At 72.9% G+C, this 17728-nt stretch carries 15 protein-coding genes; 8 read left to right on the top strand and 7 right to left on the bottom strand.

Going from position 1 to position 17728, the window contains the following annotated elements:
* Nucleotides 1–13: 13 nt before the first annotated feature.
* Nucleotides 14–799, bottom strand: coding sequence for an alpha/beta fold hydrolase (locus ACIRA5_RS16825; protein WP_403691414.1), 786 nt, complete (start codon nucleotides 797–799; stop codon nucleotides 14–16).
* 184 nt (nucleotides 800–983) lie between these two features.
* On the opposite strand from ACIRA5_RS16825, the gene ACIRA5_RS16830 reads away from it, so the two are divergent.
* Nucleotides 984–2327 (top strand): PLP-dependent aminotransferase family protein, encoded by a 1344-nt coding sequence (locus ACIRA5_RS16830; protein ID WP_403691416.1) that lies wholly within the window; start codon nucleotides 984–986, stop codon nucleotides 2325–2327.
* Here ACIRA5_RS16830 and ACIRA5_RS16835 read toward each other — a convergent pair.
* Together ACIRA5_RS16835 and ACIRA5_RS16840 are read right to left on the bottom strand one after the other, a co-directional pair.
* A complete protein-coding gene (locus tag ACIRA5_RS16835; RefSeq protein ID WP_403691418.1) occupies nucleotides 2242–3141 on the bottom strand; it encodes a hypothetical protein in 900 nt (299 codons plus the stop codon). The two genes, ACIRA5_RS16830 and ACIRA5_RS16835, sit on opposite strands and share 86 nt — an antisense overlap.
* 241 nt (nucleotides 3142–3382) lie before the next feature.
* Nucleotides 3383–3841 carry a hypothetical protein gene (locus tag ACIRA5_RS16840; protein WP_403691420.1) on the bottom strand — a complete coding sequence of 153 codons (459 nt, stop codon included), beginning with the start codon at nucleotides 3839–3841 and terminating at the stop codon, nucleotides 3383–3385.
* 154 nt (nucleotides 3842–3995) lie between these two features.
* On the opposite strand from ACIRA5_RS16840, the gene ACIRA5_RS16845 reads away from it, so the two are divergent.
* From ACIRA5_RS16845 to ACIRA5_RS16855, 3 genes are all read left to right on the top strand, one after another.
* A complete protein-coding gene (locus tag ACIRA5_RS16845; protein WP_403691422.1) occupies nucleotides 3996–4631 on the top strand; it encodes an NAD(P)-dependent oxidoreductase in 636 nt (211 codons plus the stop codon).
* A 113-nt stretch (nucleotides 4632–4744) separates the two neighbouring features.
* A complete protein-coding gene (locus ACIRA5_RS16850) occupies nucleotides 4745–5899 on the top strand; it encodes a PP2C family protein-serine/threonine phosphatase (RefSeq protein ID WP_403691921.1) in 1155 nt (384 codons plus the stop codon).
* An 87-nt stretch (nucleotides 5900–5986) separates the two neighbouring features.
* On the top strand, nucleotides 5987–7054 hold the full coding sequence (locus ACIRA5_RS16855) for a hypothetical protein (protein WP_403691423.1): 1068 nt from the start codon (nucleotides 5987–5989) through the stop codon (nucleotides 7052–7054).
* A gap of 126 nt (nucleotides 7055–7180) precedes the next feature.
* On the opposite strand, the gene ACIRA5_RS16860 is transcribed toward ACIRA5_RS16855, so the two are convergent.
* Nucleotides 7181–9139: an Ig-like domain repeat protein gene (locus tag ACIRA5_RS16860; protein ID WP_403691424.1), complete on the bottom strand. Its 1959-nt coding sequence runs from the start codon at nucleotides 9137–9139 to the stop codon at nucleotides 7181–7183.
* Between the two features lie 262 nt (nucleotides 9140–9401).
* Between ACIRA5_RS16860 and ACIRA5_RS16865 the strand changes: the two genes are divergently transcribed.
* From ACIRA5_RS16865 to ACIRA5_RS16875, 3 genes are read left to right on the top strand one after another with little or no spacing between them, the layout of a single operon-like run.
* A complete protein-coding gene (locus ACIRA5_RS16865; protein ID WP_403691425.1) occupies nucleotides 9402–9767 on the top strand; it encodes a hypothetical protein in 366 nt (121 codons plus the stop codon).
* 4 nt (nucleotides 9768–9771) lie between these two features.
* Entirely contained in the window at nucleotides 9772–12474 is a 2703-nt protein-coding gene (locus ACIRA5_RS16870; RefSeq protein ID WP_403691427.1) for a caspase family protein, read from the top strand.
* Nucleotides 12474–13919, top strand: a complete 1446-nt coding sequence (locus tag ACIRA5_RS16875) for an extracellular solute-binding protein (protein ID WP_403691429.1) — start codon at nucleotides 12474–12476, stop codon at nucleotides 13917–13919. The genes ACIRA5_RS16870 and ACIRA5_RS16875 overlap by 1 nt, the downstream gene beginning before the upstream one ends.
* On the opposite strand, the gene ACIRA5_RS16880 is transcribed toward ACIRA5_RS16875, so the two are convergent.
* Both ACIRA5_RS16880 and ACIRA5_RS16885 read right to left on the bottom strand, forming a co-directional pair.
* On the bottom strand, nucleotides 13897–15150 hold the full coding sequence (locus ACIRA5_RS16880; protein WP_403691431.1) for an amidohydrolase: 1254 nt from the start codon (nucleotides 15148–15150) through the stop codon (nucleotides 13897–13899). The genes ACIRA5_RS16875 and ACIRA5_RS16880 overlap by 23 nt on opposite strands.
* 54 nt (nucleotides 15151–15204) lie before the next feature.
* Nucleotides 15205–15375, bottom strand: a complete 171-nt coding sequence (locus tag ACIRA5_RS16885; protein WP_403691433.1) for a hypothetical protein — start codon at nucleotides 15373–15375, stop codon at nucleotides 15205–15207.
* Nucleotides 15376–15527: 152 nt separating this feature from the next.
* Between ACIRA5_RS16885 and ACIRA5_RS16890 the strand changes: the two genes are divergently transcribed.
* Complete coding sequence (locus ACIRA5_RS16890; RefSeq protein ID WP_403691434.1) at nucleotides 15528–16871, top strand: helix-turn-helix domain-containing protein; 1344 nt, start codon at nucleotides 15528–15530, stop codon at nucleotides 16869–16871.
* Nucleotides 16872–17025: 154 nt separating this feature from the next.
* On the opposite strand, the gene ACIRA5_RS16895 is transcribed toward ACIRA5_RS16890, so the two are convergent.
* A complete protein-coding gene (locus tag ACIRA5_RS16895; protein ID WP_403691436.1) occupies nucleotides 17026–17658 on the bottom strand; it encodes a GNAT family N-acetyltransferase in 633 nt (210 codons plus the stop codon).
* Between the last annotated feature and the right edge of the window lie 70 nt (nucleotides 17659–17728).

A 17728-nucleotide genomic window follows, 5' to 3' on the forward strand; every position in this document is an offset into this window, starting at 1 on the left:
GCGGGGCGTCTGCTCAGGCCTCGAGTCCGTCCAGGAAGTCCGCCAGCGCCCCGTTGAACTCCTGCGGTCGCTCCAGGTTCGGCAGATGGGCCGCCGAGGCGATCACGCTGAGCGTCGAGTGCGGCAGCGCCGCGTGCATCGCCTCCGCGTCCGGGACCGGCGTGTACTCGTCGTCGGCGCCCACGACGACGAGGGCCGGCACGGTGACGCGGGTCAGCAGGTCGCGGTAGTCGGGGCGCTCGGCCCGTCCCCGCAGGGCCGCCGCCGCGCCCTCGGGCGGCGTGGCGGTCATCATGCGGTGCACGTGCGCCGCGACCTCGGCGTCCGCGTACGGCGCGACCATCTTGTACAGCACCTCGTCGGCGTAGCCTGCCATGCCCTCGCGCAGCAGGCGGTCCGCCATCGCTGCGCGCGCCTTCCTGCCCTCCGGGGTCTCGGCCGACGGGAACGTGTCGGCCAGCACCAGCCCCCGGATCCGCTCCGGGAACAGCCGGTAGCACTCCATCGCGATCTGGCCGCCCATGGAGAGTCCGGCGAGGATGAACCGGTCCTCCCGGAGGTGGTCGAGCAGCGCCGCGATGTCCTCGGCGAAGGTGGCGAGGGGCGTGACGCCGGGGACCACAGGAGACGCGCCGTAGCCGCGCAGGTCCGGGGCGATCACTCGCCGTCGCGACGAGAACGCGGCGATCTGGGGGGTCCACATCGTGTGGTCGAAGGGGTGGCCGTGGATCAGGACGAGAGGGAGCGCCGTTGCATCGACGGCGCCCCCTTTGTCCTCGTATGCGAGGAAGGGTGCCATGGTCACGACCCTAGGTCCGGCCAACTGCTCGGTGCAATAGGATCTTTGCCCTCGGTGCAATCCAGGAGATGCGCTCCGGGAGATGCGCTCCAGGAGATGCGCTCCAGGAGATGCGCTCCGGGCAGTGCCATCCAGGCGGTGCGATCCGGTGCCGCGATCCGGAACGCGAACAGGGGGACTTCACGTGGCGGACGACTACCGGCGCATCGCCGACCGGCTCGCCGACGACATCGCCGCCGGGCGGCTCCGCCCCGGCGAACGACTGCCCCCGCAGCGGGCGTTCGCCCGGCGGTGCGGGATCGCCGGATCGACGGCCGGACGCGTCTACGCCGAACTGGTGCGGCGCGGACTGGTGGTCGGCGAGGTCGGGCGCGGCACCTTCGTCCGGGCCGCCCCGGTCCCCTCGGGACGCGCCCTCGCCGAGCCGTCCCCCGAATCCCCGGCCCCGCTCGTGAATCTGGAGCTCAACTACCCGTCCGTGCCGGGCCAGTCGGAGCTGCTCACGCCCGCCCTCGCCCCCCTGCTGCGCCCCGACGTCCTCACCGAGTCCCTGCGCACCGCTCCCGCCACCGGTACGCCCGCCGCCCGCGAGGCCGTCGCCGACCTCCTCGCCACCCCGGGCTGGCGTCCGGCCCCGTCCCGGCTGGCCTTCGCGGGCAACGCCCGCCAGGCCATCGCCGCCGCGTTCGCCTCCCTCGTCCGGCCGGGCGGCCGTGTCGGCGTCGAGGCACTGACGTACCCCCTGGTCAAGGAGATCGCGACGCGGCTCGGCGTCACCCTGGTCCCGCTGGCCATGGACGACGAAGGGCTGCGGCCCGAGGCGGTCACCGCGGCCCACCGCTCGGCGCCCCTGTCCGCCGTGTACGTGCAGCCCACCCTGCACAATCCGACCGGCGTGACGATGGGGGACGCGCGCCGCCGGCAACTGGCCGGCACCGCACGCGACCTGGACCTCCCGCTCGTCGAGGACCGCATCTGGTCCTTCCTCCACACCGGCCAGGACCCCCTCGCCGCCCACGCCCCCGAGCGCACCTACCTCGTCGACGGCCTCTCCAAGCGGGTCGCGCCCGGCCTCACCGTCGGCTTTCTCGTCGCGCCCGAGGACCGGGTCGAGGACGTGGCGGCGGCGCTGCGCTCCGGTGCCTGGAGCGCGGGGCGGTTCGCGCTGGAGGCCGCGGTGCGCTGGCTGGCGGACGGCACCGTCGACCGGCTGGTCACCGCCAAGCGGGCGGACGCGGAGCTGCGGCAGGGGCTGGTCACCGAGCACCTCGCCGGGTTCCGTGTGCGGGCCGATCCGCGGGCGTACCAGGTCTGGTGGGAGCTGCCCGCGCCGTGGCGGGCGGACACGTTCACGGCGGCGGCAGCGGCGCGCGGGATCGCGGTGACCCCGGGCTCGGCCTTCGCCGCCGCCCCGGCCGCCGCGGCGGGCGCTTCGGACGCCGTCAGGCTCGGACTTGCGTCGGTGGCTCCGCCGGAGCTGGCCCGGGCTCTGCGGACGCTCGCCGACGTCGCGCGTACGCGGCCGTGAGCAGGGCGGTCAGCGCCACCGTGAGGCCGAGGACGAGCAGCGCCCAGGAGACCAGGCGCAGGGTGTCGGTGAGGGCGTCGTAGACCGCGCCCACCGCCGTGGGGGACACATCGGGCGGCAGGTCGGCGAGGGTGAGCCGGCGGCCGACGGCGATCGCGACGCCGAGCAGCGCGGCGCCCAGCGCCGTGCCGAGCCCGGTGGCCAGCACCGCCCGTCTGCGGCACACCGCGACGAGGATGCCCGTCACGGCGAGGACGGCCGCCGAGACGGGCAGCCAGAATCCGGCGACTTCAAGCACGTGGAACCCCTTCCGGAGCTCGGCCAGATCCTCCGAGGGCAACACCGTGATCTCGGTGTGCTCGACGTGGATACGGTTCGCCAACGGCACGTGCGCGTCGGCGAGTTGATTCCTGACCTGTTCGGCGACCGGGGCGAGGTCGATCGTCACGGCCTCCTCCCGGTCACTGCGCAGCGCCCGCATCACCGCCTCGTGGGCGGCCCGGTTCGCCGCCTGCCACGCCGTGTGGAACGCCGGTGTCAGCGTGAACGAGCGCACCGCGTCCCGTACGAAGTGGTTCACCGGCCCCTGGAGCGGTGCCCGCACATGGACTTCGCGCAGGATCCCGGTCGTGACGGCCGCGGCGATCGCCTCCCTTACGTCCGTGTCGGCGGCGAGCGGCTCCATCGCGGCCGCGTAGCGCTCGTCGTCGCCGATCCCGTACGCCGCCCAGGTCGACAGCGCGCCGAGCGGCGCGAACAGGCAGGCGAGGGCGATCAGGACGGCCGACAGGGTGCTGCGCACGCGAGGGGACACCTCACCAGGCAAGGCCGCGTGGGCGGAGAACGCGAGCGGTGTGACTCCATATGGGTGCAAACGACGAGCCGCTCCGGTGGAGAGCTCACCCGAACGGGTGTTACCTGGTTGTAGCGGCTCTTCCCCAGACTCCTGGGACCTGGTCCCAGGGGGTAGGTGAGTGAGGGAGGTGCACGAGGCCCCGGCAGCCTGCCGGGGCCTCGTGCACCATGCCGTGGCGTCGCGTCGGCGTGCCGCCGCGTCAGTTCACCGGATGGCCCGCCGCGTCCTCGTGCGTGTAGTAGTGGTAGAAGCTCGCCGCGAACACGAGCACCGAGGCCCCCAGCCCGATGAACGTGGAGCGCAGCACGGACTCACCGGTCGTGCTGAAGAGGAACCCGAACGCGATGCCCGCGAACGCGGTCCACACCAGCGCGTGCAGTTCACGCCTCAGCACCGGTGCGAGCATGCGCACGCCGATGTAGGCGGCCGCGAACACGATCGCGCACACGAACCCGAACAGGACGTTCCAGCCCGTGATCGATCCGGCGTCGCGCGCGTTGGCCGCCGCCCAGTACCCGTAGAGCAGCCCGCCGACGACGGGCACCGCCCACTTCGCGACGGCGTGGGTGCGCGCGTCGAAGACATCGGGTGCGCGGTGCGTCCGCGCCGCCCAGGTCGAACCCGCGATGCCCGCCGTTCCCGCCGTACGCCCTGTCACCGCTCCGTGTCGTGCCCCTGACGCCTTCGAGACTGGTGCCACGTGAGTCATGGGAGCACTCCTCTCTCCTCGCCCCGCCTACCAGGTCACACCCCGGCCGGGTGGCTGGCAAGTCGGGATGCGGGGGTTTTGGCCTCGTGTTTCGCTGAACTCCATGAAGGTCGTACTCTTCGGCGCCACCGGAATGATCGGCAGCCGTATCGCAACGGAGGCATCGGCGCGCGGGCACCAGGTCCTGGCGGTGAGCCGCTCCGGGCAATCGCCGGTCCCCGGGGTCACGGCGACCGCCGCGGACGCCTCGGACACGGCGAAAGTGACCGAGCTGGTGGCGGGCGCGGACGCGGTGGTCTCGGCCGTCGTACCGCCGAGAGACGGGACGGATCCCCGGGGGCCGTTTCTGGCGCTGAACACGGCGCTGGTGGAGGCCGTCCGGGCGGCCGGGGTGCGGCGGCTGGTGATCGTGGGCGGGGCGGGCAGTCTGGAGGTCGCGCCCGGACAGGAGGTCGCGGACCAGCCCGGCTTCCCCGCGGCCGTGCTGCCGGAGGCGCTCGCGCACCGCGACGCCCTCGATTTCTACCGCACGGTCGACGACCTCGACTGGACGTACATCTCGCCCGCCGCCGACATCGCCCCCGGCGCCCGCACCGGCGCCTTCCGCCTGGGCGGTGACCGGCTGCTCACCGACGACCACGGCAACAGCAGGATCAGCGCCGAGGACTACGCCATCGCCCTCGTCGACGAGCTGGAGACGCCCGCCCACCCGCGCGCCCGGATGTCGGTGGCGTACTGACGAGGAACGGATGGTACGGCGACGTGGGCGCCCTGCGACGCATCCGAGACCTGTCGCCGCTGCTCGGCCCCGTGCCCCCGGAGCAGCGCGACGACCCCCTCCAGCGGCAGAAGATGCTGCGGCTGCGCCGCCACAGCGTCGCCTGGGTACCGCCGCTGCTCCTCCTCATCGCCATCGGACTGGCCGACTGGAACACCTCCGGCGAGTTCCGGATCATCTCCTGGGTGGTCCTCGTCCCCGCCATCGCGGCGGCGATCTGCGGGGTGTGGACCACGGCGGTCTTCGCCTGTCTGGCGGTCGTCACCTACGTCGAGGTGGACGCGTCCTGGCAGCACCAGCACCAGACCGGCATTCCCGACTTCATCCTCGTCAGCATGGGCGGCGGCCTCGCGGTCCTGGCCTGTGCGGTGCGGGTCCGCGGCGAGCGGCGCATGCTGCACATGAGGGACGTCGCCGAGACCACCCGGCGCACGGTGCTGCGCCCGTTGCCGCCGGGCTGGGGCGGCCTCGACCACGCGGCCGTGTACCTCACCGCCGACAGCGAGGCCCGGGTCGGCGGGGACTTCTACGACATCCAGCCGGGCCCCCGCGGCACCCGGCTGCTCCTCGGCGACGTGCAGGGCAAGGGGCTGGGCGCGGTGGAGTCGGCGGCCGCGCTGCTCGGCACGTTCCGCGAGGCGGCGTACCACGAACCCCTCCTGCGGACGGTCGCCGACCGTCTGGAGGTGCGGATGCTCCGGCATGTCGGCTACCGCACGGCGGTCGGCCGCGACGACGGTGATCGCTTCGCCACCGCCGTCCTGATGGGCTTCCCCGACGACCCCCGGGACACCGTCGAGTTCGTCAACTTCGGCCACGAGCCGCCCCTCGTGGTCGCGCCCGACGGCGTACGCACCCTGCCGCCGGGCCACGGACTCCCGCTGGGTCTCGCCGAGCTGACCTCCGACCGGCCGCTCGTCCTGACCGCCGTACTGGTCCCCGGCGAGACCCTGCTCCTCGTCACGGACGGGGTGACCGAGGCCCGCGACGCCGACGGAGCGTTCTTCCCGCTCCTCGACCGGGTGACGCGCGCCCTGACCGAGGACCCGCGCACCGTCGAGCCGCAGCACCTCGTCGAACTCGTCCGCGACGGCACACTGCGGCACTGCGGCGGGCGTCTGGCCGACGACACCACGATCTTCGCGGTACGACGACGGGAGGACCCCAGTCCGGTGGCGTCACCGAACGTGGTCCCGGAGGGCACGGGCGGGGGCACAACCCAGCCATAGGCGGGCGTTTGCCCGGCTGCCGTCCCCCCTTCGCAGGCGCAGCGGTTACGGTGCTGGCGTACGTGATCGATGGGGAGGGAGGGAACCATGCCCGGAACCGTGCTGCTCCTCGCGGCCTCACCGGTGGGCAAGGGGTGTCTGGTGGACGCGGCGTCCGTGCTCCCCGTGCTCGCGGCGGTGTCCCCCGCGGTGCTGTCCGGCACGGACACCGCGAACGTGGTGGAACTGGCCGATCCCTTGGAGCCGCAGGCCGTGCTGACCCGGCTGCGCGCGGCCGCCACGGCCCCCGGCCCGCTGACGATGTTCGTGACGGGCCAGCTCCAACTGGACCGCCGCCAGCGCCTGCCGCACCTCGCGCTGGCCCGCACCACCCCCTCGACCGTCCGCTACACGGCCTTTCCCTGGCACTGGATCACCGAGGAGCTCCGGCTGCGCGCGCCGGGCACCACCGAGCTCCTGGTCGACCTGCACGCCGACGCGGAGACCTGGGAGTACCTCGCGACGAGCCCCCTCACCGCGGGCGCGGGGGTCGGCCTGTACGGGCGCGTCGCCCCGCCGCCGCCCCGGCGCACGGTGGCGTCACCGGCGTACATGAAGGCCCTTGCCACGATCCTGCGCAGCGGCCGGCGGCCCGAACTCCCGCTGCTGCACCAGCAGTCGCTGGCCCGGATCGAGGCCGAGAGCGGGCCGCCCGGGATCGTGCTGGCGGCTCCCGCGCGGATACCCGTGGTCCCGGACCCGCACGCCGCGATCACCGCCGCCGCGCAGGCGGGCCGGCACGGCGAGGCCGCGGCACTGGCCGCGCGCTGGGAGCAGGAGGCGGCCCGCGCCTGGGGCGTCGCCTCCGAACAGGCCCTGCACTGGGCGGAGGTCCGCGCGGACCTGGCGATGCTCGCGGGCGACCCGGTCGGCAGCTGCCGCACCTGGCTGGCGATCGCCGGACACCGGCTGGACGCGGGCCAGCCCGCGGACGCCCCGGCCGTCGAGTCGGCCGTGGACCGGGCCCACCACCAGTGGGGACAGATCGGCGACTCCGCACGGGCCGTCGAACTCGGCCCCGCACTGGCCGAGTTGAGACTGCGCGTGCCCGGACGCCGACGGGGCGCCCTCGACCACGTACAGCGGCACCTCAGCAGGCTCCAGACGCGGGTGTGACGCCCGCCGCCGTGCGGGGTGTGGGTGCGGATCCCGAGACATGCGGAAGCCCGCCTTCCCCGGGGAAGGCGGGCTTCCGGGTCACGGCGCCGAGGTATCAGCTCGGCTGGTTCACCAGCCGATGAATCAGCTGGTGAAGATGAAGTACTTCCAGTCGCCGTGCGTCGTCGAGTTCACGGTGTCGCCCGACGTGCCGTTGTAGTACGAGGAGCGCACGCGCATCCGGTAGCCCGTCTCGTGGTTGCCGCCGAGCTGCACCCTGGAGACGCCGGTGGAGCTCAGCTTGAAGTACTTGGTGCCCGCGTCGTACCAGGTGCCCTGGTAGTAGAGCTCCATCTCCAGCCGCTGCTGACGGTGCGGATACGCCGTCATCGTCGTGGTGAACTGCGGGTCCTTGGACTTGTGGAAGTAGTAGTACGTGTGGCCGTACACCGACTTCTTCTTGTACTGGCCGCTGATCGCCGTGGACACCTTCACCTTGGCGCCGACCGTGCTGCTCACGGACTTCGACTTGTAGCGCGAGTCGCCCGCGAACTTCGCGGTGACCTTCGCGTCGCGCGTGAGGTCGAGCGTCACGGTGAGGTTGCCCGAGGAGTTCACCTTGCCGGACTTCACCAGCTTGTTGGGCTTGTCGGAGCCGAACGGGTCGGACCAGATCTCGACCGCGCGGTTCTTGTACGTCGACCCCAGGTGCGCCGTGAACTTCACGTCGGTGCCGTACGCGTACACCTTGCGATCGTTGTTCAGGGTCAGCGTCGGGGTGGCGCGCGAGACCTCCACCGTGTCCGAGGCGGACGCCGCGGTGTGGGTGGCGTCGCCCGCGTACTTCACCGTGTACTTCACCTTGCCGCCGGCCGGCGGGGTGTCGTTGAAGGAGAACTTCCCGCCGGACCCGAGGGTCTTGGTACCGAGCGACTTGCCGCCGGGCGACTCCATGTCGGTGCGCGTGACGGTCAGCGGAGTCCCGGCGGGCAGCGCCAGACCGGAGGTGAGCTTGCCGCTGACGGTGAGGGACTTGGCCCGGGTGGCGGTGGCGGGCGCGTCGACCGTCAGGGTGCCGGCGTACTTGCGGGGCTCGTCGACGGCGTGGAACTCGGTGGACTCGTTGGACCCGGTCAGCACGAACAGCTTCCCGCCGTCGGCCGACCAGTTCATCGAGTGCCCGAACCACGGCATCCAGCTGGACGACAGGTTGCGGACGCTGGCGGGCTTGTCGGAGCCGCCGCTGAAGACGTACGTGTCGCCGAGGTTGTCGGTGTCGAGGACGGTCGCCGCGACCGTGCCGTCCGGAGCGACGCTGACCGTCTCCGGTTCGTCGCGCACGGGGTAGGTGCGCACCTGCTCCAGGTCGGAGAGCCGGTACTCGGTGAGTGCCCGGTTCCCGGGCCCGGCCACGACGACGTTCTGGCCGTCCGGGGTGAGCGCCGCGTCGCGGTAGAAGCCGCCTTTCTCGGCGGAGACGCGGATCACCGGGGTGCCGGAGGAGATGTCGTAGACGACGATCGGGGCGGAGCTGATGTGCGCGTCGAGCGCGAGCAGCGTGCCCGGGTTGTCGGGGTCGGCGTAGAGCTCGGGCGGGCTGGAGAAGTCGTGGCCGGCCGCCAGGTCGAGGGTCACCGTGGGCGTCTCGGCGGTCAGGTCGACCTCGCCGAGCCCGGACTCCCACTGGTCGCCGTAGCCGAACCACAGCTTGCCGTCGGCGTAGGCGAGTCGGGAGGGGATGGTCTTCTCGCCGGTGGGGTACTCGGCGGTCTGGGTGAGCGTCGCCGTGTCGAAGGCGACGATCTTGTCGGCCCCCTGGACCGCCGCGTACAACGTGCCGGAGTCCGGGCTCAGTTCGAGGTCCCGGACCTGGGGCAGCCCGGTGAGCGAGGTGACGACCTTGCCGGTGTTGTCGGTGACGACGATCCGGTTCTGGTAGCGGTCGCTGAAGTAGAGCCGCTGATGGACGCCGTCGACGACCGTGTCGTCCGCGTCCGAGACCGCGATGGGCCTGCTGGTGTCGGCGGACGCCACGGGTGCGGCGACGAGCACCGCGGAGCTGAAGAGGACCGCCAGCGCTGTGGCGGCGGGAAGAGTGCGCATACGCACGCTGATTCGAACCCCCCGGAACGAAGTGTGGACGCCACGGATACGGGTCGGGTGATGTCCTGGCCGGGTAGGACCGCGAGCCGTGTATGACCTGCGATCCGTGCAGAACCTGTGAGCCGTGTGTGGCGAGTGGGCAAAGGTTAAGTCATGGCACTGACAACAGGAGGCGCAGGGGTCCCAGAAACGCGTGGGCATGCCGTTCCGCCCCTGTCGAGAGCCTCCCCCGGCGTCAACTCCGGTGCCATGATGGTGAGTCATGACTGCTGAGGGGGACGGTGTGGCAGCCCGGGCCATCCGCGTGCGTCTGGACGGAACGGCGAGCGACAGCGATGTCGGCGCCCTGAAGAAATGGCTCGAGCGGGAGAGGCCGCTGGAGCAGCTGGTCAAACGGGGCGATCTCAGGATCGAGGAGCGCGCCGGGACCGATGAGCACGGCACGCCCATGGGCGTCGGCATGGACATCGTGCTGGTGCTGATCGGGGCGGGCGCCGAGACGCTCTTCAAGGAACTGTTCGCACAGGTCAAGAGCGCGGTACGGGCCTGGAGCGACAACCGCGGCTCCGTGGAGAACGGCGATCCGCCGGAGGCCCGTGTCGATCCCCTGGGTTCCGACGAGAGGTAGCCGGGTGGACCGCTTCGACCCGCGGGGAAAGGTGAACCGGGCGCTGCTGGTCGGTGTGTCCGAGTACGAGTTCACGCGGCCGAAGCACCGCGACGGCGTTCCGGGCCAGCTGCCCGCCGTCGCCCACAACCTCGCCGTGCTCGTACGGGCCCTGGAACGGGGCGGAGTCCTCCGTCCCCTGGAGATCACCGTCGCGCGCTCACCACGGCTGGCCGACTTCCGCCACTCCCTGCGCGCGGCCGCCGGCTCCGCCGAGGGGCTGCTCCTGCTCTACTTCGCCGGACACGGCGCCGTGCCCAGCGCGGGCGACGAACTGTGGCTGCAGATGCGCGACGCCGAGGTCGTCCGGGGCGAGACGGCGGGGTTCGAGGGCGCGGCCCGGTTCACCAACGTGCTGCGCATCCTCGCCAACAGCCACGCGGAGCGGATCGTGGTCGTCCTCGACTGCTGCAACGCGGGCAACGCCGCCCGGGTGTGGGAGGCCGTGGAGCGCCCCGACGTCCGACGGCGCGTCTCTGTGCTGATGAGCGTGCAGGCCAACCACCGCATCGACGCGGGCGACGCCGACACCCCCACGCCGTTCACCGCCCGGCTGGTGGAACTGCTGACGTCGGGCATCGAGGATCAGGAGGGCGAGGGGCGGGGCGACGAGGGGCGGGGCGACGAGGTTCACTTCCTGGCCCTCGCGGAGGCGCTCAGGGCCTACATGTCCACCCACCACCGGACCGAGCGCGGCGAAGCGTGGGAACCGCAGAGCCGCACGGAGAACCCTCCGGTGGACGTGGTGCTGGGGATCCGGGCGGGAGCCGGGAGAACCGTCGGCTCCAGGGCGGTGGCCGTCGGAGCGGGCCCGGCGAGCCGCCCCGCGTCCGGTCGCCGTCGGCGGCGCGCCTTGGTGGCCCGGGTGCGCGCGGCGGCGGCCCGGTTACGGTCCGCGGCCGTGGGCCCGGGCGCGCTCCGGCCCTCGGCTCCCGCCCCGAACCGGCCCCCCGGCCAGGCCCCCGGCGGGCGATCGACCCGCCGTGCCGCCGTCGTCCTCCTCGTCCTCGCCGCCGCCCTCGGTCTCGTCGGCTACTTCGTCGTCGACAACGCGGCCTCCGACCGGTCCACCTGCGGCCCGCCCGTGGAACTGCGGCTGCTCACGGACCCCGATCTCGAATCCACCGTCCGCAAGGCGGCCGACACCTATCTCACGTCGGCGGCGAACACCACGGGCGGCGGCTGCCGGCGCAGTGGGATCACGGTGTACGGCGCGGGCTCGGCGGCCGTGGTGTCGGGCCTGCGCGACCAGTCGGACCCCTGGCAACGGCCGGTGAGCGACGACACCGACCCGCAGCGCGACATCGGGCCCCAGCCGGACATCTGGATCCCGGGCACACGCGCGACCGCGGCCAGGGCACGCTCCTCCGGGGTGGCGCGGACCTACGTGACGCTGGAGCCGGACACGGTGCCGTTCGCGTACTCCCCGATGGTGCTGTCGCTGCCGCAGGGCATCGCCGAGGACTCGGTGCGCGACCGGACCGGCGACTCGCTCGCGGGCCTGCGGGCGAAGCTGGCGCGCCGGGACGAGAGCGCCTCCATGCGGCGCCCGGACCCGGAGTACACCGACTCCGCGCTGCTGGCCACGGTCGGCCTCTACGGCCCGGGCAAGGCCGACGTGGGCCGGGCGGAGGGGAGCGTGGCCCAGACCGGACCGCCCGCGCCCACCGCCGGTGACCTGCTGTGCACCCTGCCCGACAATGCGGACACCGACCGGAGCACCGCGGCCCTCGTACCGGAGTTCCTGATGGTGAGCGGGGTCGGCTGCGACCGGACGACACGCACCCCGCGGAGGGCCGAGTACCCCGACGACGTGCCGGGCCTGACCCCCACCTTCGTCCGTGTCCGCTGGACGGGCGGCGACAACGACGAGGCGGCCCGGGACGACGCGGTACAGCGCTTCCACGACTGGCTCACGGGCACCGGTCTCGCGGTGTTCGGGCAGGACGGCTTCCGCGCCCCTTCCGGCGCCCGCGCCTTCCTCGCCGCCCACGACTCGGCCACCGGTCTGATCTCCGACCCCGGCCGGCCCGCCGGGGCCGCGGGCGCCGAGGCGATGGACACGGCCCTGAACCAGTACCGCAACGCCAAGGGACCCGGCCGGGTGCTCTTCCTGCTGGACAGCTCCGGCTCGATGGCCGGCCTGTGGCAGGGGCCGGGCGGCGCCCCCGGGATCCTCAAGCAGTCCCTCGGCGGACTCGGCACCCAGGACGAGTACGGCGTCTGGTCCGTGGCCTCCCCGGGCCGGAGCCCGTACGCCGAACTGCTGCCCTTCGGACCCCACAAGCGCGGCGACGCCGAGCGGGCCCTCGACCGGGCCGCGGTCAAGGACGCGGAGGCCGACCCGTACGGCGCGCTGAAGGCGGCGCTGGACACCATGGCCCAGAAGGGCAGGGACGACGACCGCCCCGAGCTGATCGTCTTCCTCACGGACGACGAGGACGACAACCACCTCACGGCGAAGGGCCACTTGGACGAGCTGCTCACCTCGGCTCGGACCAAGGGCGTTCCGGTGGTCATGGCGGCCCTCGACAGCGGCGGCTGCGCCAAGGGCAGGCCCGACCAGCGGATCTCGGACGCGAGCGGCGGGCGCTGCCTGGACACCAAGGGCGACCTCGTGGCGGGCCTGCGGGACGAGGTCGCGCGCACCGGAACGGGGGACGAGTGATGCGGCGACGGCGGCGGACATCCGGGCGGGGTCATGGGCGGATCTGCGGGCGAGTCCACGGGCGGGTCCACGGGTATGGGCTGGCCCTCGCTCTGCTGCTGACCGCCTGCACCGGCGGCGGGCAGGCCGGACCCGGCGCCACGGTCTCCCCCGGCGCCTCCGGGGACATCGTCGTGGCCAGCGGGCGGGACGTGACCGGCAAGGGCGGCGTCCGCCAGCAGCTCATCGACGCGTGGAACGCCCAGCAGGACAGGGAACACAGCGGCGTCCACGCCCGCCTGGTCGAACTCCCGGGCTCCGCCGACCAGCAGCGCAGCCAGCTGCTCGGCGCGCTCCAGTCCGGCGGCGCCCAGTACGACGTCGTCAACCTGGACGTCACCTGGGTGCCGGAGTTCGCCGCCGCGCACCTCATCAGCGCGCTGCCGGACGCCCTGGTCGACGCGGACGTCATCAAGTCGGTGGCGAGCACGGCCCGTTGGGGCGGAAAACTCTACGCCGTCCCCTTCAACAGCGACGTCGGCCTGCTCTACTACCGCCGGGACCACCTCAAGCAGGCGCACGTCCAGGACACCGACCTGAGCAAGGGGATCACCTGGCGGCAGCTGCGGGACCTCATCGACGCCGTCGAGGCGCCGGGCCGGTCGCGGCCCAAGGGGTACGAGAAGGGCTGGACCACCCAGCTCGGCCCGTACGAGGGCCGCACGGTCAACGGGATCGAGGCGTTCCTGTCCGCCACGGACGGCGCCGGCCTCACCGACGAGGACGGCCGTTACACCGCCACCGTCCAGCAGCTGACGGACGGCCTCGCGGAGCTGCGCGCCCGCACCCAGGGCGCGTACACGCTCGGGGACGCGGTCCGCTCGGACGAGGGCGAATCGCTCACCGACTTCGCGGACGGGCGTACGGCGTTCCTGCGTCACTGGCCCTACGCCTACCGCACCCTGCACCAGTCGCTGACCGACGCGCAGCTCGGCGTCGCTCCGCTGCCCGGCCGGGCGGTGCTCGGCGGCCAGAACCTGGCGCTGGCCGGATCGTCCCAACAGGCCGACAAGGCACGGGAGTTGATACGGTTCCTCACCAGCAAGGAGAGCGAACGCTGTCTGCTCGACGCGGGGTTCGCGGCCACCCGGGAGTCCGCGTACACGACCGACGACGTGACCTGCGACGTGGCGAGGACACCCGGAGCGGCGTCCCCCTCGGCCTCCCCCTCCGGCGAGAGCGCCGACCGCATGCCGCGCGACGACCACGGGCGCCCCGGGTACGCCAGGACGATCCTGCTCCCCGCGCTCCGGCGCGCCGTCCAGCGCCCCCGCACCCCCTTGTACGGCGCGTTCACCCAGACGTTCGCCACCGAGCTGGGCAAGCTGTTCACCGACGACCCGCCGGGCGACGCGGAGTTGGCCGCCGAACTGGACAAGGAACTCAGGAAGGCTCTTCCGGGCTGACGAGATACGCGAGTGCCCCCGACACCAGTGTCCGCACGCCGGGCGCCAGCGTCGCCAGGTCGGGCGCGAACTGGGGGCTGTGATTGCTGGGCACGGCCGCGAACTTCTCCATGAGGTCGTCCCCCGGGGCCGCGTCCCACACCTTCGCCGGGGTGCTGGTCACGAACCAGTAGGAGTACGGGATCTTCCCCTCCGCGAGCCGGGGGAAGTCCTCGCTGCCCATCGCCGGGCCCGGGTCGAGGATCGCCTGGGCGCCGAAGACCTCGCCGTGCACGGCCGCGACCCGGCGGTCGGTCTCCGGGTCGTTGACGGTGACCGGGAAGCTGTTGCCGACGACGACGTCGGGCTCGCGCGGGCAGCCGGCGGCCAGGCACTCGCCCGCGGCGATCCGCCGGATCGCCGCGATCATCCGCTCACGGACCTCGTCCGACTGCGTACGGATGTTGAGGGCGATCCGGGCCTCGGCGGGGATGATGTTGTGCCGGGTGCCCGCCTCGATCCGTCCCACGCTCAGCACGGCCGACTCGCGCGCCGCGATCTCCCGGCTGACGACGGTCTGCAGCCGGGTCACGAGGTACGCGGCGGTGACGACCGGATCGACGGTCGACTCCGGACGCGAACCGTGCCCGCCCCGCCCGTGCACGACGATGTCCACGTCGGTGGAGGCGGACATGATCAGGCCGGGCGAGTGGGCGTAGAGCCCGGCGGGACCGGGGGCCGCGTGCTGGGCGAGCAGGACGTCCGGCCGCGGGAACCTCTCGTACAGTCCGTCCGCGATCATCCCCGAGGCGCCCTCGCCGGTCTCCTCGGCGGGCTGCCCGAGCACGAGGAGCGTGCCGGACCAGGCGCCGCGTCCGGCGGCGAGCGCCCGGGCCGCGCCTGCCAGCCAGGTGACGTGCAGATCGTGCCCGCAGGCGTGCATCACGCCGGGCACCCGGGAGGCGTACGGCAGTCCGGTCTCCTCCTGCACCGGCAGCGCGTCCATGTCGGCGCGCAGCAGCACGGTCGGCCCGGGTCCGTTGCGCAGGACGCCGACGACTCCGGTGCCGCCGACGCCGGTGACCGTGTCGAACCCGGACGTGCGCAGCCGGTCGGCGAGCGCGGCGGCCGTCCGGTGTTCCCGCGTCGACAGCTCCGGGTGCCGGTGCAGGTCGCGGTAGAAGTCCTCCAGGTCGGGAACCGGGAGATCGGCGGTGAGGTCCAGTGCGATGCGTGCGGCAGGCGAGATCACGGGGCCAGCGTAGGGGCCGCCGACGGGACGGGGGAGTTCCCGTCGGCGGCCGGTCTAGCGAAGGGCCTGCGCGTGGCCCGTGAGGTGCTGAAGGTGCTGGAGGTGCGGGGTGGTGGCTTCGGCCGCCCGGGCGGGGCCGGCGTTCGCTGCCAGGACCAGGGCGGCGACGGCGACGACGGCCGCACCGAATCCTCTGAAGTAGCGCGCGGAAATACGTCGGAGCATGGCGACCTCGCAACAACAGCGGCGTATTAAGCAGGCTTAATCCGCCGCTTAACGTAGGGGTTCGAAGCATCAAAGGGCAAGGGGCGCAAGGGGAGTTGGACAATAGTCAAAACTTGGCCGAGTGTAAGTCGGGTTAATGGCATGCTTAATCCATGGCGGAGCGTGACGGCCCGGAGGTCATCGGGCGCAGGGTTCAGCAGTTGCGTACGGAACGCGGGCTGACGCAGAAACAGTTGGCGGAACCGGCGTACACGCCCGCGTACATCTCCACCCTGGAGGCCGGGCGGGTGCGGGCCTCCGAGCCCGCGTTGCGGCACATCGCCGAGCGGCTCGGGGTGGCGTACGAGGAGATCGCGACCGGGCGCCCCGCCCACCTCGCCACCGATCTGCGGCTGCGGCTCACCGACGCCCAGCGCACGCTCGCCACCGGCGAGGCGGAGGTCGCGGCGGAGCAGTACGACGCGCTCCTCGCGGAGGCGGACGCGCACGGGCTTGTCGCCGAGCAGGCCGCGGCGTTGCTCGGGCTCGGCGAGTGCGCCCTGGAGACCGGGAACCTGGAGACCGCGCGGGAACGTTTCGAGGCCTCGGAACAGCGTCTCGGCGACGCGCCCCTCCCGAACCGGGTGCCCGCCCTGCGCGGCCGGGCCGTGTCCCACTACCTCGCCGGTGAACTCCGCTACGCCTGTTATCTGTTCGAGTCCACCCTCGACGAGCTCAACCGCAAGGGAATGCACGACCCGGACGCGCTGCTGCTCCTGTACACGGGCGTCATCGCCCCGTACATGGACATGGGCGCCCATGCGCGGGCCGCGCAGGCGGCGGAGTTCGCGCTCGCCCTGGCGCCCCAGGTGGGCGATCCGGCCCTCGTCGCCCGGATGCACCGCTCCGTCGCCCGCACGATGATCGCCGAGGGCCGGGTCGCCGAGGCGGACGCCTCCCTCGCCAAGGCCTCCGAGCTCTACCGGCAGCTCCAGATCCGTACCGAGCTCGCCAACTGTCACTGGATGCGCGGCTATTTGTACGCCCAGAACGGTGAACTGGAGCGAGCCGAGGGCGAGTTGCGGGAGGCGCAGACGATGCTCTCCGCGAAGCGCGCCGCCCTGTACACGAGCCAGGTCAACGTGGAGCTCGCGGACGTACTGCACCGGCGGGGGAAGTCGGCCGAGGCCGCCATCCTCCTCCACGAGGTGCTCGGTGACCTCAGTCCCGAGCGCGGCGCCGTGCACTCGGCCGGCGCGCACCGCCTGCTCGGCATCATCGCCGAGGACGCCCGGGACACGGAGTCCGCCGAGGAGCACTACGTGCGGGCGCTGAGCCTTCTCGAGCGGGCGGGGGCGGCGGGGGATCTCGCCGACCTGTGCCGTCTCCTCGGGGACCTGTTGCGCCGCACGGGCCGGGTGGAAGCGGCCCTCGACGCCTACCGCACGGGCCTCGGCCACCGCACGGCTCCCGGCACCACCACCCTGGGCCCGGCCCCGGCCCAGCCCCCGCTGTAACGGATCCGCTCGCACCGTTCCCCGCGCCTCCGAAGGCCTCGACCCGTCCGGCGCTTGAGGGCGAGGCCGTCCAAGCCGACAGCGGGGGGCTGGGGGCGCAGCCCCCTGGGACGGGACGGGTAGGGGCGGCGGGGGCGGGGAAGCCGGAGAACCCCTACGGGCGGCGGTGGGGCGCGGACTCCCGGACGGATGTCCCGGGGGCGGATATCTCGGATACCTCGGAGGCGGGGATCTCGAAGATGGTTTCGAGGCCGTCCTCCTCGTCCCACCGTTCGCCGACCTCCGTGAAGCCGAACCCGGCGATCGTGGCCAGGGACGCGGCGTTGTCGGGACTGATCGTCACGCGTAGGGTCCGGACCCGGGCGTCGGCGGCGGCCCGGCGCATCAACGCGGCCAGGATCGCCCGTGCGTAGCCCTGGCGGCGGTGGGCGGGGTCCACGGAGTAGCCGATCTCCACCATGCCCGTCTCGTCCGGCGGCCCGTGGAACCCGGCGTAGCCGACGACCGTACCCTCCGGTTCGGCGATCACGACCTTGGACAGCCATCCCGCGCACTCGGGGCGCGCGGTCAGCTGGTTCAGCCGGTAGCGCCAGAGCCAGCGCGCGCTGTCGCTGAGGAAGTACTCGGTGAGTTCGGCCTCCACCTCGGCACCGGCCCGGTCGAGGTCGGAGTCCAGCAGGGCGGTCATGGCCGCGCTCGTCACCTCGACGAATCGCACCGCCTTCGGGCCGGCGGGGAGGACGCGGGCGGCCTGCTCGACGTTGTCTCTTGCAGCGTTGTCTGTCACAGCGCGGATCCTCATCGGGGGGAGCCGGACCTGTCGAACGGTTTTTCCCCGGCACGCCCTCCCGGGGGCT

This window comes from Streptomyces sp. NPDC096311 (assembly GCF_044763085.1).
Lineage (GTDB): Bacteria > Actinomycetota > Actinomycetes > Streptomycetales > Streptomycetaceae > Streptomyces.

Coding starts and splice junctions, on each gene's coding strand:
- ACIRA5_RS16860 (WP_403691424.1), bottom strand. CDS start 9,139: ATGCGCACTCTTCCCGCCGCCACAGCGCTGGCGGTCCTCTTCAGCTCC.
- ACIRA5_RS16885 (WP_403691433.1), bottom strand. CDS start 15,375: ATGCTCCGACGTATTTCCGCGCGCTACTTCAGAGGATTCGGTGCGGCC.
- ACIRA5_RS16865 (WP_403691425.1), top strand. CDS start 9,402: ATGACTGCTGAGGGGGACGGTGTGGCAGCCCGGGCCATCCGCGTGCGT.
- ACIRA5_RS16825 (WP_403691414.1), bottom strand. CDS start 799: ATGGCACCCTTCCTCGCATACGAGGACAAAGGGGGCGCCGTCGATGCA.
- ACIRA5_RS16875 (WP_403691429.1), top strand. CDS start 12,474: ATGCGGCGACGGCGGCGGACATCCGGGCGGGGTCATGGGCGGATCTGC.
- ACIRA5_RS16855 (WP_403691423.1), top strand. CDS start 5,987: ATGCCCGGAACCGTGCTGCTCCTCGCGGCCTCACCGGTGGGCAAGGGG.
- ACIRA5_RS16845 (WP_403691422.1), top strand. CDS start 3,996: ATGAAGGTCGTACTCTTCGGCGCCACCGGAATGATCGGCAGCCGTATC.
- ACIRA5_RS16850 (WP_403691921.1), top strand. CDS start 4,745: ATGCTGCGGCTGCGCCGCCACAGCGTCGCCTGGGTACCGCCGCTGCTC.
- ACIRA5_RS16890 (WP_403691434.1), top strand. CDS start 15,528: ATGGCGGAGCGTGACGGCCCGGAGGTCATCGGGCGCAGGGTTCAGCAG.